15 protein-coding genes are annotated in these 15,594 nt (G+C 71.1%); 7 read left to right on the forward strand and 8 right to left on the reverse strand.

The window, feature by feature from the left end:
* Positions 1–12 precede the first annotated feature (12 nt).
* A complete protein-coding gene (locus tag ABZT02_RS23245) occupies positions 13–558 on the forward strand; it encodes an arginine repressor (protein WP_356020064.1) in 546 nt (181 codons plus the stop codon).
* An 89-nt stretch (positions 559–647) separates the two neighbouring features.
* Here ABZT02_RS23245 and ABZT02_RS23250 read toward each other — a convergent pair whose 3' ends face one another.
* The 5 genes from ABZT02_RS23250 to ABZT02_RS23270 all read right to left on the reverse strand — a co-directional run bounded on the left by ABZT02_RS23250 (position 648) and on the right by ABZT02_RS23270 (position 5,545).
* Positions 648–1,436: an FAD:protein FMN transferase gene (locus ABZT02_RS23250; RefSeq protein WP_356020151.1), complete on the reverse strand. Its 789-nt coding sequence runs from the start codon at positions 1,434–1,436 to the stop codon at positions 648–650.
* A 4-nt stretch (positions 1,437–1,440) separates the two neighbouring features.
* Positions 1,441–2,235: an FMN-binding protein gene (locus tag ABZT02_RS23255; protein WP_356020066.1), complete on the reverse strand. Its 795-nt coding sequence runs from the start codon at positions 2,233–2,235 to the stop codon at positions 1,441–1,443.
* Positions 2,236–2,263: 28 nt separating this feature from the next.
* Positions 2,264–3,646 carry a ferredoxin reductase family protein gene (locus ABZT02_RS23260; protein ID WP_356020068.1) on the reverse strand — a complete coding sequence of 461 codons (1,383 nt, stop codon included), beginning with the start codon at positions 3,644–3,646 and terminating at the stop codon, positions 2,264–2,266.
* Between the two features lie 77 nt (positions 3,647–3,723).
* Entirely contained in the window at positions 3,724–4,182 is a 459-nt protein-coding gene (locus tag ABZT02_RS23265; RefSeq protein WP_356020153.1) for an FMN-binding protein, read from the reverse strand.
* A gap of 10 nt (positions 4,183–4,192) precedes the next feature.
* Positions 4,193–5,545 carry a ferredoxin reductase family protein gene (locus ABZT02_RS23270; RefSeq protein WP_356020071.1) on the reverse strand — a complete coding sequence of 451 codons (1,353 nt, stop codon included), beginning with the start codon at positions 5,543–5,545 and terminating at the stop codon, positions 4,193–4,195.
* Between the two features lie 150 nt (positions 5,546–5,695).
* On the opposite strand from ABZT02_RS23270, the gene ABZT02_RS23275 reads away from it, so the two are divergent.
* Positions 5,696–6,436 (forward strand): response regulator transcription factor, encoded by a 741-nt coding sequence (locus tag ABZT02_RS23275; RefSeq protein ID WP_356020074.1) that lies wholly within the window; start codon positions 5,696–5,698, stop codon positions 6,434–6,436.
* Positions 6,433–7,911: a HAMP domain-containing sensor histidine kinase gene (locus ABZT02_RS23280; RefSeq protein ID WP_356020076.1), complete on the forward strand. Its 1,479-nt coding sequence runs from the start codon at positions 6,433–6,435 to the stop codon at positions 7,909–7,911. The genes ABZT02_RS23275 and ABZT02_RS23280 overlap by 4 nt, the downstream gene beginning before the upstream one ends.
* A gap of 1 nt (position 7,912) precedes the next feature.
* Here ABZT02_RS23280 and ABZT02_RS23285 read toward each other — a convergent pair whose 3' ends face one another.
* Positions 7,913–8,500: a pyridoxamine 5'-phosphate oxidase family protein gene (locus ABZT02_RS23285; protein WP_356020078.1), complete on the reverse strand. Its 588-nt coding sequence runs from the start codon at positions 8,498–8,500 to the stop codon at positions 7,913–7,915.
* 121 nt (positions 8,501–8,621) lie between these two features.
* Entirely contained in the window at positions 8,622–9,521 is a 900-nt protein-coding gene (locus ABZT02_RS23290) for a hypothetical protein (protein ID WP_356020080.1), read from the reverse strand.
* A 196-nt stretch (positions 9,522–9,717) separates the two neighbouring features.
* Here ABZT02_RS23290 and argH point away from each other — a divergent pair, with 196 nt between their 5' ends.
* From argH to ABZT02_RS23310, 4 genes are all read left to right on the forward strand, one after another.
* Positions 9,718–11,148: an argininosuccinate lyase gene (gene argH, locus ABZT02_RS23295; RefSeq protein WP_356020082.1), complete on the forward strand. Its 1,431-nt coding sequence runs from the start codon at positions 9,718–9,720 to the stop codon at positions 11,146–11,148.
* 178 nt (positions 11,149–11,326) lie between these two features.
* Positions 11,327–12,298, forward strand: coding sequence for an aldo/keto reductase (locus tag ABZT02_RS23300; protein WP_356020084.1), 972 nt, complete (start codon positions 11,327–11,329; stop codon positions 12,296–12,298).
* An 83-nt stretch (positions 12,299–12,381) separates the two neighbouring features.
* Positions 12,382–12,948, forward strand: coding sequence for a helix-turn-helix domain-containing protein (locus ABZT02_RS23305; protein WP_356020086.1), 567 nt, complete (start codon positions 12,382–12,384; stop codon positions 12,946–12,948).
* Positions 12,945–14,462, forward strand: coding sequence for an MFS transporter (locus ABZT02_RS23310; protein ID WP_356020088.1), 1,518 nt, complete (start codon positions 12,945–12,947; stop codon positions 14,460–14,462). Before ABZT02_RS23305 ends, ABZT02_RS23310 begins: the two co-directional genes overlap by 4 nt.
* 90 nt (positions 14,463–14,552) lie before the next feature.
* Here the strand turns inward: ABZT02_RS23310 and ABZT02_RS23315 are convergent, their stop codons facing one another.
* Positions 14,553–15,224 (reverse strand): lysophospholipid acyltransferase family protein, encoded by a 672-nt coding sequence (locus ABZT02_RS23315; protein WP_355751885.1) that lies wholly within the window; start codon positions 15,222–15,224, stop codon positions 14,553–14,555.
* Positions 15,225–15,594: the final 370 nt, after the last annotated feature.

Genomic DNA, 15,594 nt, shown 5'->3' on the forward strand with positions numbered 1-15,594 from the left:
AATGAGACGACGATGAGCCATGCGCAGGATCACGAGCACAACGGGGTCGCGGGGCCTGCCGTGCCGCAGACGCGTACCGCGCGCCACCGCCGGATCGTGGACATCCTCAACCGGCAACCGGTGCGGTCGCAGAGCCAGTTGGCCAAGCTGCTGTCCGACGACGGGCTGAGCGTCACCCAGGCGACGCTCTCCCGGGACCTCGACGAGCTCAACGCGGTGAAGATCCGCAACAACGAGGGCGACCTGATCTACGCGGTGCCGAGCGAGGGGGGTTTCCGGACCCCCCGGGCGCCGCTGGGGGAGTCGGCCAAGGAGGAGCGGATGCGGCGGCTCTCCCAGGAGCTGCTGATCTCCGCGGAGGCTTCGGCGAATCTCGTGGTCCTGCGGACGCCTCCGGGGGCGGCGCAGTTCCTCGCCTCGGCGATTGATCAGGCCGAGCTGCAGGACATCCTGGGGACCATCGCCGGTGACGACACGTTGATGCTGATCAGCCGGAACCCTACGGGGGGTCAGGCGTTGGCTGAGCATTTGTTGCGGTTGGCTCAGAACGGGCACTAGAGGTTGTCGGTCGGGTGCGGGGCGGTGGGGGCTTGTCGCGCCCACGCGGCGGAGCCGCATATCGATACAGCCCCGCGCCCCTGAAAGACTCACCCGAGCCTGGCTGCCAGGCCCCCCGTGCATCGCACCTCGTCGCCCGCCGTGATCAGCAGTGCCTCCACGTCCGGCAACGCCTCCAGCCACGCCAGGCCCTCTCGTGACCCCATCGCGAACGCCGCCGTCGCCCAGCAGTCCGCCCAGGTGATGGTGGGTGCCACCACCGTCACCGCGACCAGGTCCGTCACCGCGGAGCGGCCCGTGCGGGGGTCGACGATGTGGGCGCCTCGCTCAGCCGTACCGGAAGTCGCCACCGCCAACTCCGCCGCGCCCGCCGCCGAGACCACCGCCGCCAGACCGCCCGGGCGCAGGGGGTCCGAGACGCCTACGCGCCACGGGCGTTCGGGGCCCGGTACGCCCAACAGCTGTACGTCTCCGCCGCCGTTGACGCTTACTCCCGTCGCGCCCGACTCAGCCATACGACGGGCCGCGCGCTCCACCGCCCAGCCCTTGACGATGCCGGTGGGGTCGAGGCGGCCCTCGTAGCGCATGCTGAACCAGCCGTCGCTCAACCGCTCGGCCTCGGCGCCGAGTTCGAGTACCTCGGCGACCTCGGGATCGCAGTCGCCGACGGTCAGCTCACCGCGGGCCAGGCGGGAGACCTGGCTGTCGTCGCGGTAGGTGCTGAACACCTCGTTCACGCGGTGCAGACCGGCCACCGCCTCTCGCAGAGCCGTCTGCACGGCAACGGGTTCCCCGCCGCGGACGTCGAAGGAGAAGACCGTCCCCATGACCTCCTCCGCGTGACGCACCGCGGCGGGAGCTTGCGCCGGCTCGGCCACCGTGTCAGCCACCGGCCTGGTCCAGCGCCGACTGGAGCGACTTCTTGTAGCCCTCGCTGGTGTAGGTGGCGCCGGAGACCGAGTCGATGTCCGCGCTGCCGGCGGCCACGGCCTCCTGGTTGAGCTTCGGGACGGACAGCGCCGTCTTCTGGTCGCTCGTCCCGCCCTTCGGCGCCTGCACGGCCTCAGCCTTGGTGATCTTGCCGCCGCTGACCGTGATCCGGACCTGGACCGGGCCGTACTGGGTCTGCGACACGGCACCGGTCACCGTCTTGGCGGCAGCCTCGGCACTGCCGCCCGCCGACTGCGACGGCTGAGCCGACGGCTGGGCCGGGGCCGCGGGGGCCTTGTTCGCCTTGTCGATCGCCGACTGGAGCGACTTCTTGTAGCCCTCGCTCGTGTAGGTCGCCCCGGAGACCGTGTCGACCTGCGGGCTCTGTTTGGCGACCACGTCCTGGTTGAGCTTCGGGACGGACAGCGCCGTCTTCTGGTCGCTGGTGCCACCCTTGGGCGCCTGGACCGCCTCGGACTTGGTGATCTTGCTGCCGCTGACGGTGATACGGACCTGGACGGGACCGTACTGGGTCTGGACCGCGTCGCCGGTGAACGTGCCGCCGGCGGCCGCCCCGGTGCCGCCCTGGGCCGACTCCTGTGCCGCCGCCGTCTGCTGCGGGATCGTTCCGCCCGCCTGGGCGGACGCCGGGTCCGAGGACGGCTTCAGCGACAGCATCAGCACGACACCGGAGACGGTGGCGGCGGTCGCGAGCACGACTCGACGGACGGGGTGAGACTTCCTCATCGCTTCAACAGCTCCTGAATTCCCGTCGTCACATCTCGAACGACTCGTGATGGATGCGGCGGGCGGGCACACCCGCGCCGCGCAGTGCTTCGTACACGGACTGCGCGAAACCGTTCGGCCCGCACATGAACACGTCGTGCTGGTCGATGTCGGGGAGCTTGCGCTGGAGGGACTCCGCGGAGATGTCCGGGCGCTCCCCGTCCGGACTGTTGACGGCGTACATCAGGCGGGCGCCGCGCTCGTCCGCGATGGCGGAGAGCTCGTCCCACAGGGCCAGGTCCTGGGTGGTGTTGGCCCGGTACAGCAGGGTGATGTCACCCGCCGCGCCCGGCAGCGTCTCGAACAGGGCCCGCATCGGCGTGATCCCGACACCGCCGGCCACCAGCAGCACCTTGCCGCGGCTGCGGCGCTGGGCGGTCAGGGCGCCGTACGGCCCCTCGGCCCACACCTTGGTGCCGGGCTCCAGCTCCCGCAACCGCTCGCTGTGGTCGCCGATCGCCTTGACCGTGATCCGCAACATGCCCGGTCGGGGCGCCGCGGACAGCGAGTACGGGTGGGAGGAGAACCGCATGCCCGGCGCCAGGAACCGCCAGCGGAAGAACTGGCCCGCCTCGGCGCCCATCCGGTGCAGCTTGCGCCCGCCGATCAGTACCGACACCACGCCCGGCGTCTCCTCGACGACGGCCTCGACGTACATGCGGTGGCGCAGGTTCAGCCGGATCGGGGTGAGGATCCGGTACCAGAGCACCAGCGCGGTGACCGAGCCGTACAGCCCGTACCAGACGGTCTTGGCGACCGGCTCGATCGCGAAGTCGTTGCCGGTGGTGAGCTGGTGCCAGAAGGTCAGGAAGACCGCCGCGTACGTCAGCAGGTGCACGTGGTACCAGGTGTCGTACGGAATCCTGCGGCGCACCCCGCCGATGGACATCAGCCCGATGACGAACAGCAGACCCGTGCCGATGGCCGCCTTGCCCATGTCCGGCAGCTGGTTGATGGAGTCCATCGTCTGCTGGACGATGTCGCCGAGCCCCTTGCCGGCCTGGAGGGCGTAGCCCCACATGATCAGGAAGACGTGGGCGACGACCAGGCAGAGGGTGTAGCGGCCGGTCATCGCGTGCCAGCGGGCGACCCGGTCGGAGCCCACCCGGCGTTCCAGCGCGGGCACCCGGGCCATCTGGAGCACCACGAGCGCCATCAGGTAGCCCGCCAGCAGACCGGTGATCCGGCCCGCGTTGAGGATCTTGCTGTTGTCGTCGGCCACGGACGGCGTGTTGTGCCACCACAGCCACAACACGCCCGCCGCGCCCGCCCATACGGCGATCAGCAGGACGGTCGCCGGGGAACGGCGCGGGCGGATGCGGCGCATCGTCTGGCGGCGGGCGGCGCGGCCGCTTGCGAGCGTGGTGGTCACGTTTCCTCCGGGGACGGGGGCAAGGGGGGTGGGCGTGGTCCCTTGGTCCTTGGATACGTGCCGTGACGCCGGTGTGTTCAGCTGCCGGCGGAGTCCAGTGCGGACTGGAGTGACTGGCGGTAACCCTCACTCGTGTACGTCGCCCCCGAGACCGTGTCGATGTCCGCGCTCTGGGCCTGGAGGGCCTCGCTCCGCAGCCGGGGCAGGGCGTAGCTGTTGATCTCCTGGTCCCGCGGGTTGTCCGTCGGGTAGGTGACCGCCGTGACCTCGGTGAGTTTGCCGTCCTTGAGGGTGATGCGGACCTGGACCGGCCCCCAGCGGGTCTGGATCGAGTCGCCGGTGACGGTCCTCGTCCCGGTGGTGGCGGACCCGGTGCCGCTGGACGCGCTCGAACTGCCGGAGGGCGCGGGCAGGACCAGGGCGGCCTGCGGCGACGCGTGCGGCTTCAGCGACAGCAGCATCACCATGCCGGAGACGGTGGCGGCGCTCGCCAGCACGATCCGGCGCAGTGGGCGGTTCTTCTTCAACGCGTGCACGTGTGAGGCCTCACAGCTCGAAGGATTCGTGGTGGATACGGCCATCGGGCACTCCCGCGGCGCGCAGCTCCTCGTACAGCTCCCGGGCGAAGCCGTGCGGGCCGCAGAGGTAGACGTCGTGGCCGGCCAGGTCGGGGAAGGCCGCTCGCAGCGACTCCGCGGTGATGCGCGGCCGTTGTCCCTGGGGCCCGTTGAGCAGGTAGTGCACCTTCGCCCCGCGCCACCGCGCCACGGCCTCCAACTCCCCGCCCAGCGCGAGGTCTTCGACCGTGCGTGCCCGGTACAGGAGGCTGACCTCGCCCGGCAGGGTCTCGAACAGCGCCCGCAGCGGGGTGATGCCGACCCCGCCCCCGATCAGCAGTGACTTGAACGAGGTCTGCCGGTCACCGGTCAGCGAACCGTACGGCCCCTCCGCCCACACGCGCGTGCCGGGCCGCAGCAACGCCACGGCCGTGCTGTGGTCGCCGAGTGCCTTGACGGTGATCCGCATGCGGTCGGGGCGGGGCGGCGCCGACAGGGAGTACGGCGTCGACGTCCACCGCAGGCCGGGGGCCAGGAACCGCCAGCGGAAGAACTGCCCCGCCCGCGCGCCCAGTTGATCCAGATCCCGTCCGTGCACGACGACGGACCACACGCCCCGCGCCTCCTGGTGCACCGACTCCACCCGCAGCCGGTGCCGCAGGTTCAGCCGCACCGGCGCGAGGATCCGGAACCACAGCACGAGGGCCGCCACGCCCAGGTACAGCGCGTACCAGGCGGCCGTGGCCACGGCGTTCCCGCTCAGGTCGTTGCCGAGAGCGAGCTGGTGGCCGAAGGCGAGGAACACGGCCGCGTAGGTGAGGAGATGGACGTAGTACCAGAACTCGTGGCCGGTGCGGCGGCGTACCGCGCGCGCGGAGGTGACGCCGACCGCGAGGAGGATCACCGTGCCCGCGGTCGCCTTGAGCATCTCCGGATAGTCCAGGACCACGGTGACGGCCTCGTGCCACAGCGAGGCGCCGTCCTGGGCGGTGTACCCGGTGAGGATCAGCCCGATGTGCGCGAGCAGCAGGCACACGGTGTAGCGGCCGGCCATCGCGTGCCAGCGGGCCACCCGGTCCGACCCGACCCGCCGCTCCAGCAGCGGAACCCGCGCCATCAGACCCACCAGCACCGCGCAGGAGTACCCGCACAGCAGCCCCGCGATCCGCCCGGCCCCGGTCAGCCACCCAGCCGTACCGACCACGGAACCGGTGTCCGCCCACCACAGGGCGATCACGGCCGCCGCTCCGGCCCAGAGCAGGGCCAGCACGGCACCCGCGGGGGAGCGTCGCGCGGGCGGCGCCACGGCCGGTGCGGCCCGCCGCTCGTACACGGTGGTCATGGATGCGTCCTTTCGCCTGTCCGGGACACCACTGTGCGAGCGGAACCTCTCAGGACCCTCTGAAAGGGCACCCCGCAGAGCGCACTCAGAGGAAACTCAGAGCTTCCAGTGGCCGCCGCCGCCCCGGCCAGGGGTGATCCTGGAGAGGACATGAACACCGCCCGCTCCGGCCGCCCCGCCCTCACCCGCCCCGACGGCACCCCGCTGCGCGTCCTCGTCGTCGACGACGACCCGGATCTCGCCGAGGTCCTCTCCGGCGCCCTGCGCTACGAGGGCTGGCGGATCCGCACGGCCGGCGACGGCGCCTCGGCGGTGACAGCGGCCCGGGAGCTGCTACCCGACGCCGTCGTCCTGGACGTGATGCTCCCCGACACCGACGGCTTCGCCGTGCTGCGCGACCTGCACACCGTGAAGTCCGACGTGTGCGTGCTCTTCCTGACCGCCCGGGACACCGTCGAGGACCGCATCAAGGGCATCACGGCCGGCGGCGACGACTACGTGACCAAGCCGTTCAGCCTGGAGGAGGTCGTCGCCCGGCTGCGCGGACTGCTGCGCCGCGCGGGCATGGCCCGCCAGCTCGACGAGGGCCCCCGGCTGACCGTCGGCGACCTGGTCATGGACGAGGAGGCCCGCGAGGTCACCCGCGGCGGCGAGCTGATCGAACTGTCCCCGACCGAGTTCGAGCTGCTGCGCTTCCTCATGCGCAACCCGCGCCGCGTGCTCAGCAAGGCGCAGATCCTCGACCGGGTGTGGTCCTACGACTTCGGCGGCCGCGCCCATGTCGTCGAGCTGTACATCTCCTACCTGCGCAAGAAGGTGGACGCCGGCCGCGAGCCGATGATCCACACCGTGCGCGGGGCGGGATACGTGATCAAGCCGGTGGCGCCGTGAGGGACCTGCGGCCGCACACCCTGCGGGCCCGGCTCACCCTCGGCCTCGTGGTGCTCCTCGCGGTGAGCTGCGCCGCCGTCGGGCTGGCTGCGGTGGTCGAGCTGAACGGCTTCCTCACCAACCGGCTCGACGAGCAGCTGACCGAGGCAGGGAACAGGTTCGCGATCAGCCTGGAACACCAGGGGCAGCCGCAGAAGGACGACCTCCCCCAGTCTCGAAAGGACTCGACCGGGGGGACCCCCATCGGCGACGAGCACGCCGACACCCGCCGGCAGGCCGCGGGTACGTTCGGCGCCCGGCTGGTGGGCGGCACCGTCACCAACGCGGCGGTGGTCCGCTCCGACGGCACCCTGAACGTCGACCTCAGCGCCGCCGACCGCGGGCGGCTCGCCGCGGTCCCCGTCGACGGCCGGGGCCACAGCGTCGACCTCTCCGCCCTGGACGGCTACCGGATGCTCGCCTCCCGGGGGGTGGACGGAGACGTCCTGATCACCGGCCTGCCCCTGGAACCCGTCGAAGCCGCCGTCCACCGCCTCGAACTGGTCGCCGGAATCGTGCTCGCCGCCGCCCTCACGGCAGCCGGTGTCGCGGGCGCCCTGTGGGTGCGCTGGTCCCTGCGCCCGCTCAGCCGGGTCGCCGCCACCGCCACCCGGGTCAGCGAACTCCCGCTGGCCAGCGGGGAGGTGGCCCTCCCGCCGCGTGCCCCGGAGTCCGACCCGCGCAGTGAGGTGGGCCGGGTCGCCGGCGCCTTCAACCGCATGCTCGGCCACGTCGAGGACGCCCTCACCAAACGCCATGCCAGCGAGGAGCGGCTGCGCAGCTTCGCCGCCGACGCCAGCCACGAACTGCGCACCCCGGTCGCCTCGGTACGCGGCCACGCCGAACTCGCCCTGCTGCACCCCGGGCCGCTGCCGCTGGAGATCACCCGGGCCCTGGAACGCATCGCCGCCGAGTCGACGCGCATGGGAGCCATGGTCGACGACCTGCTCCTGCTGGCCCGTCTGGACGCGGGCCGCCCCCTGGAGGCCGCCCGCGTCGACCTCACCCGCCTGGTCCTCGACGCCCTCACGGACGCGCGGGCCACGGCTTCCGGCCACCGCTGGGAACTGGACCTCCCTGAGGACCCGGTCACGGTGACGGGCGACGAACACCGCCTCCAACAGGTCCTGGCCAACCTGCTGTCCAACGCCCGCCTGCACACCCCGGCCGGTACCAAGGTGACGGTGACCCTGGAGACCGCAGCCACCGCAGTGCTGCTGAAGGTCCACGACGACGGGCCCGGCATCCCCGAGGAGATCCGGCCCGGCGTCTTCGAACGGTTCACCCGCGCCGACCGCAGCACCAAGGCCGAGACCGGCGGCGCCGGTCTCGGCCTGTCGATCGTGGCGGCGGTGGTGGAGGCGCACGGGGGAGGCGTGGCGGTGGAGAGCGGGCCGGGATCGACGACCTTCACCGTCCGGCTCCGCAAGGCGTGAGTCAGACCGCGGACGGCGGCAACGGCAACGGCAGCCCCGGCAGACCGTCCAGGCTCGTGGCGATGTGCTCCTTCTTGCTGAAGTACGCACTGAGCGACACGTCGTCCTCGCGCGAGAACCGCCTGCCGTGCAGCTCGCGCTCGCCCTCGAACGCCATGTACGGCACCGCGTAACCGCAGGAGTCCCGGACCAGTTCGGCCGTCACGACGATGATCGCCCGCAGTCCGTGCGCGCTCGGGTCGATGTCCGGGAAGTGCGAGAGCAGTTCCCGGAAGCGCGGGTCGTCCCGGAAGACCGGCTCACCGCGCCCGTGCACCCGGACGATGTTCGGCGGTCCCTGGAACGCGCACCACATGAGGGTGATCCGGCCGTTCTCCCGCAGATGCGCAACCGTCTCGGCGGTGGAGCCGGCGAAGTCGAGGTAGGCCACGGTGAGTTCGTCGAGAACCGCGAAGGAGCCACGCAGGCCCTTGGGGGAGAGGTTGACCGTGCCGTCGCCGGAGAGGGGAGCGGTCGCGGTGAAGAAGAGGGGCTGCGCCTCGATGAAGGAGCGGAGCCGGCCGTCTATGCGCTCATAGGTCTTTCCCATGTCTAAGCATTATGGGTGCAGACCTTTCGGCTGTCTAAGGAATTCGGACGTCCCCGCACGGGACGACGTCCGTGGCCGCCCCGGCCGGCGCTCACACGGGGCGGCCACAGCGCCTGTCACGTCACTTGGTGAGCGTGCAGGCGGCCAGGGAGTCGAGACCCTGCGGCTTCTCCGCGGTACGGCCGATGGAGATGGCGATGCGGTCGATGGTCGACTTCCGCTTGTCGGCCAGCGGGCCGAGGATGGCGTTCTGGACGAAGTTCGGTCCGCCCTGGCCGACCGTGTCGACGAGCCGCTTGTTCGCCTCGGCGAGCTGCGTGTTCAGCAGCGCCAGGTTGCGGTCCACCTCGGCCTGCGCGGTGGCCGGGATCGCGGGCAGCTGCGAGGCCACGTCCGGGCAGGAGATGGCGCCTGCCGCAGCGGCCCCGCCCGCGTCGCCCGCGCCTTCCGCGTTCCCGGTGTCCTCGGCGCCGCCGGCCGCCTCCGAGGCCGCCTCGCTCGGCGTGGCCTCCGCCCCCGCGCCGGCCCCGGCCTCTTCACCCGCGCCCGCCTCCTCACCGGCCCCGGCGGCACCGCCGGCGTTGAGGGTGCAGGGGGCCAGCGCGTCCAGGCCCTGCGGCTTGTCGGCCGTACGGCCGATGGCGGTGGCGATGCGGTTGACGGTGGCGATCCGCTTGTCCTCCAGCGGGCCCAGGATGGCGTTCTGGACGAAGTTGGGCCCGCCCTGGCCCACGGTGTCGACGAGCCGCTTGTTGGCCTCGTCGATCTGGGTCTGGAGCAGGGCCAGGTTGCGGTCGATCTCGGCCTGCGCGGTGGCCGGGATCGCCGGCAGCTGGGGGGCCACGTCCGGGCAGGTGATGCTGCCGACGTCGGCCAGCGTGCGGGCGGTGGGGGTGCTGCTCTTGGAGGTCTCCCCGGCGAGGGCGGTACCGGCGACGATCGCCCCGGTCAGTGCCACGGCGGCCGCGCCGCCGATGATCGCCACGCGGCGCTTGTTGTACTTCGGAAGAGCCCTGGACATGCGGATGCCTCACTCGGGTCGGGTGTGGTCTTCGGTGACAAACGCGGCGCCTGCGTTCGGCGAGAGGTACGGGCAAGCGGTTTCCCGTGTTCAAAGGGAGCGCAAATTCCTCACCGCCCCGATCCAGATTGACGAATCATGCAGAGCTCTGCATAATCATGCATAACGTTGACGGCAGCGGTGAGGAGCAACGCAAGTGAGCAGCAACAGCGGTGACGTCCGGCTCTGGGGCGGTCGTTTCGCCGACGGTCCCGCCGAGGCGCTGGCGAAGCTGTCCGCGTCCGTCCACTTCGACTGGCGGCTCGCGCCGTACGACATCGCCGGTTCGCGTGCCCACGCGCGCGTGCTGCACAAGGCCGGCCTCCTGAGCGAGGACGAGCTCCAGCGCATGCTCGCCGGGCTCGACCAGCTGGAGGCCGACGTGGCCGACGGCTCCTTCGTGGGCACGATCGCCGACGAGGACTGCCACACCGCCCTGGAGCGGGGCCTGCTGGAGCGCGTCGGTCCCGACCTCGGTGGCAAGCTGCGCGCCGGCCGCTCCCGCAACGACCAGATCGCGACCCTCTTCCGCATGTACCTGCGGGACCACGCCCGGATCATCGGCGGCCTGATCGCCGATCTCCAGGACGCCCTGGTCGGCCTGGCGGAGGCCCACCCGGACGTGGCGATGCCCGGCCGCACCCACCTCCAGCACGCCCAGCCGGTGCTGTTCGCCCACCACGTCCTGGCCCACGTCCAGTCCCTGTCCCGGGACGCGGAGAGGCTGCGTCAGTGGGACGAGCGCACCGCTGTCTCGCCGTACGGCTCCGGCGCCCTGGCCGGTTCCTCCCTGGGCCTGGACCCGGAGGCGGTCGCGAAGGACCTCGGCTTCGAGCACGGCAGCGTCGGGAACTCCATCGACGGCACGGCCTCCCGTGACTTCGTCGCCGAGTTCGCCTTCATCACCGCGATGATCGGGGTGAACCTCTCCCGGATCGCCGAGGAGATCATCATCTGGAACACGAAGGAGTTCTCCTTCGTGACCCTGCACGACGCGTTCTCCACCGGCTCGTCGATCATGCCGCAGAAGAAGAACCCGGACATCGCGGAGCTGGCGCGCGGCAAGAGCGGCCGCCTGATCGGCAACCTGACGGGCCTGATGGCCACGCTCAAGGCCCTTCCCCTCGCCTACAACCGCGACCTCCAGGAGGACAAGGAGCCGGTCTTCGACTCCTGCGACCAGCTGGAGGTCCTGCTGCCCGCCTTCACCGGCATGATGGCGACCCTCACGGTCCACCGCGAGCGCATGGAGGAACTGGCCCCGGCCGGCTTCTCCCTCGCCACCGACATCGCCGAGTGGCTGGTCAGGCAGGGCGTGCCGTTCCGGGTGGCCCACGAGGTCGCCGGCGAGTGCGTCAAGGCGGCCGAGGCCGAGGGCAAGGAACTGAGCGACCTGACGGACGACCAGTTCGCCAAGATCTCCGCCCACCTGACCCCGGAGGTCCGCACGGTCCTCAACGTCCCCGGTGCCCTGGCCTCCAGGAACGGCAGGGGCGGCACGGCGCCGAGCGCGGTGGCGGTGCAGCTGGCAGAGGTGAAGGCGAACGTCGCGGAGCAGCACAACTGGGCCAAGGCCAAGGGCCTTTAGGGGCGCGGGGCTGTATTGATCTGCGGCTCCGCCGGGGGGCGAGACAAGCCACGACGTCGCCGCACCCGCCGAACCACCGCAAGAACCGAGCTCTTGGGCGCGCGGTTCCGTCACCGAAGGTCATCGCGGGATACGTTGGTCGGACAGCCGTACCGGACCCGACCGAACGGAGCCCGCGATGCCCTTCGCCCGACTGGCCGCAGCGACAACCCCCACCTGCCACATCGGACTCGGCCTCGCCGCCGTCGGACGCCCCGGCTACATCAACCTCGGCCGGGACGAAGACCTCGGAGACGACCGCAGCGTAGAGACCCTCCGCACCCGCACCCACGAACTCCTCGACGCCGCCTACTTCCAGGGCGTCCGCTACTTCGACGTGGCCCGCTCCTACGGCCGCTCCGAGGAGTTCCTCGCCGACTGGCTCGACAAGAACCCCGGCATCGACGACGTGGTCGTCGGCAGCAAGTGGGGCTACACCTACACCGCCGACTGGTCCACCGACGCCGAACACCACGAGGTCAAGGACCACAGCGTCCAGACCTACGACCGTCAGCGCGCCGAAACCGCCGAACTGCTCGGCGACCGCCTCGACCTCTACCAGATCCACTCGGTGACCCCGGACAGCCCGGCCCTCACCGACAAGGAACTCCACGCGAGGCTCGCCGAGGCCGCCGCCCAGGGCACCTCGATCGGCTTCTCCACCAGCGGCCCCGCCCAGGCGGACACCATCCGCGCCGCCCTCGCCGTGACGGTCGACGGAGAGCCCCTCTTCCGTACCGTCCAGTCCACGTACAACGCCCTGGAGACCTCGGCCGCCCCCGCCCTCGCCGAGGCCCACGACGCCGGCCTCACGGTGATCGTCAAGGAGGGCATGGCCAACGGCAGGCTCGCCGAGCCGCACGCCCCGGACGCCCTGAAGGCCGTAGCGGCGGAAACCTCCCTGGGCTGTGACGCCGTGGCGCTCGCGCTCGTCCTTCGCCAGCCCTGGGCAGGAGTCGTCCTCTCGGGGGCCGCCACCACCGTCCAGCTCGCGTCCAACCTGCACGCGGCCGTCGTGGACCTCGACGACGAGCAGCTGTCCCGGCTGGCGGGACTGGCCGAGGAGCCGGGCGCGTACTGGGAACGCCGCCGCCGGCTGCCCTGGCACTGACGAGACCTCTGTTCAGCGGTCGCACGTGAGACAGTCATGCCCGCTGTGAGACATGAATGTCTCATATGGGCTATAGTTGTCTCATGGCTGTCGACCGTGACCACGTGCTGCGCAGTGCCGCGGCCCTGCTGACCCGTAGATCCACCGCGACCATGGACGAGGTCGCCAAGGCCGCCGGGATCAGCCGGGCCACGCTGCACCGCCACTTCGCCGGGCGCGACGCGCTCGTACGGGCACTGGAGTCGCTCGGCATCGACGAGTGCGAGAAGGCCCTCGACGCCGCCCGCCCCGAGGAGGGACCGGCGAGCGAGGCCGTACGGCGCCTGGTCCGCGAGGCCGAGTCCGCGGCCGGACTCCTCGCCTTCCTCTACACCGAGAACCAGCTGTTCGAGGGCGAGGAGCAGAACGAGGGCTGGGCCCGGATCGACGCCCGCATCTCCGCGCTGTTCCGGCGCGGCCAGCAGGACGGCGAGTTCCGCATCGACCTCACGCCCGCCTGGCTCACCGAGGCGCTGTTCGGCCTGCTCGCGTCCGCCGTCTGGATGCTCCAGAGCGGCAAGGGCGCCCCCAAGGACTTCCACCACATGACCGTCGAGCTGTTGCTCGGCGGCGCACTGCGTCATCCCGCACGACCGAGAGAGGAATCATGACCAGCACCCTGCAGCCGGCGACCACGACCGAGGAGGTGAGGCGTCCGGGCCGTTGGCTCGCGCTGTCCGTCCTGGTGCTCGCCGTGCTGCTGGTGGCCGTCGACGCGACCGTCCTCGGCCTCGCGACCCCGTACATCAGCGAGGACCTCAGGCCGACCGGCACCCAGCTCCTGTGGATCGGTGACGTCTACTCGTTCGTCATCGCGGGCCTGCTGGTGTCGATGGGCAGCCTCGGCGACCGCATCGGCCGCAAGCGGATCCTGCTGCTGGGCGCGACGGCGTTCGGCGCGATATCGATCCTCAACGCCTATGCGACGACACCAGAGTTGATGATCCTGGCCCGGGCGCTGCTCGGCGTCGCCGGCGCGACCCTGATGCCCGCCACCCTGGCCCTGATCCGCAACATCTTCCACGACCCGCGCGAACGCACCCTCGCCGTCGGTGTCTGGGGCGCGACCGCCTCCGCCGGTACGGCGGTCGGCCCGATCGTCGGCGGCTTCCTCCTCGAACACTTCTGGTGGGGCTCGGTCTTCCTGATCAACCTGCCGGTGATGGCGGTCCTGGTCCTCGTCGGCATCAAGTTCCTGCCCGAGTCCCGCAATCCGGCCCCGGGCCCCTGGGACATGACCAGCGTCGTACTGTCCCTGGTCGGCATGATCGCGGTGGTCTACGCCGTCAAGGAGGCCGCCGCGCACGGCCTCACCTGGGAGCCGGCCGCCGCGGGCGTCCTGGGAGCGGCGGCCCTGTACGCCTTCGTCCGCCGCCAACTCACCCTCCCCGCCCCCCTCCTGGACATGCGCCTCTTCCGCAACCACGGCTTCAGCGGTGCCGTCCTGGCCGACCTCCTGACCGTCCTCGGGCTCTCCGGCCTGGTCTTCTTCCTCTCCCAGTACCTGCAACTCGTCCAGGGCAGGCGCCCGTTGGAGGCGGGCCTGGCCGAACTCCCGGCGGCCGTGGGCGCCGTGGTGGCGGGGCTGGTGGCCGGAACGGTGGCCCGCAGGTACTCGGTACGCGCGGTGGTCTCCGGTGGCCTGGCCGCCATCGGTCTGGCCCTGGCGTCACTGACCCTGCTCGACGAGTCCACGGGCTACCCGATGCTGGGCGCCGCCCTGCTGGTGGTCGGCGTGGGCGCGGGCTTCTCGTTCACGGTGACGGCGGACGTGATCCTGTCGAGCGTCCCGAAGGAACAGGCGGGCGCCGCGTCGGCGGTCTCGGAGACGGCCTACGAGTTGGGCGCGGCCCTGGGCATCGCGGTACTGGGCTCGATCGTGACGGGCGTGTACCGGGGATTCACGTCTCCGGCAGGCACACCGGAGGGCGCACACGAGTCGTTGGGCGGTGCGGTGGAGGCGGCGTCCGGGTTGCCGTCGAACACGGCTCAGGAGCTGTTGTCGTCGGCCCGGGAAGCCTTCGTGGACGGCCTCACCATCGCCGCGGGCGCCGGAGCAGCGGTCCTGCTGGCGACGTCAATCGCAGCCTGGTTCATGCTGAAGCACCAACGGTCGGGTTCTTAGGGGCGCGGGGCTGTGCGGGGCTGTACCGACATGCGGCTCGGCCGCGGGGGCGCGACAAGCCCCCACGCGCCCGCACCCGAAAGGCGACCCCTATGCAGCCTTCGCCTTGGTCGCGTACATGTCCACGTACTCCTGCCCCGACAACCGCATGACCTCGGTCATCACGGAGTCCGTCACGGCCCGCAGCACATAGCGGTCCCGGTCCATGCCGTCGTACCGGGAGAACTCCATCGCCTCACCGAACCGGACCGTGACCCGCCCCGGGCGGGGCATCCCCGAACCGCCCGGCTGCAACTTGTCCGTGCCGATCATCGCGAAGGGGACGACCGGCGCACCCGTCATCAACGTCAGACGGGCGATACCCGTACGCCCCCGGTACAGCCGGCCGTCGGGCGACCGCGTCCCCTCGGGGTAGATCCCGAAGACCTTCCCCTCCTCCAGGACCCGCCGCCCGGTCATCAGCGCGGCCACGCCGCCGCGGCCGCCGTCGCGGTCCACCGGGATCATGCCGACGCCGGTGAAGAACCAGGCCATGAGACGGCCCTTGAGGGACTTCCCGGTGACGTACTCGTCCTTGCCGATGAAGAACACCTGTCGGTCGCAGACCAGCGGAAGGATCATCGAGTCGATGAAGGTGAGGTGGTTGCCGGCCAGGATGACGGGACCGTCACCCGGGATGTGCTCCGCGCCCTCCACCTGTGGGCGGAACATCAGGCGCATGATCGGTCCGAGCACTGCCTTGATGAGCACGAAGCGGGACAACGGGCCCTCCGGAGTCAAGAGAACGGCCAGGGAAACAGTATGAGTCTGTGCAGGTGAGGACATTACTCGCGGCTCGGGGGGTCGTGCACATCGGGCGCACGGGGTTCACCGAGGTCTTACGCACTGTTGACACTCGTTTACCTGCGGATGGTCCCCGTTGCCTCCCGGAAACCCGGGCGGAACGATGTGACGGACGTCGCCCCGATCGACGCGTACCCCGGGTCTCCGCCATGAAGCCGACGAACCATCAGACATCTGTTCCCATACGACATCCCACGTCACCCGCGTGTTCCGCAGGAGGTCTCCCGCCCGTCATGGACACGGCCCTACGATCGGCGCGCATCGAAGAGGCGACGGCAGGAGGGGTCCC

Source organism: Streptomyces sp. NPDC005402, from assembly GCF_040606575.1.
GTDB lineage: Bacteria > Actinomycetota > Actinomycetes > Streptomycetales > Streptomycetaceae > Streptomyces.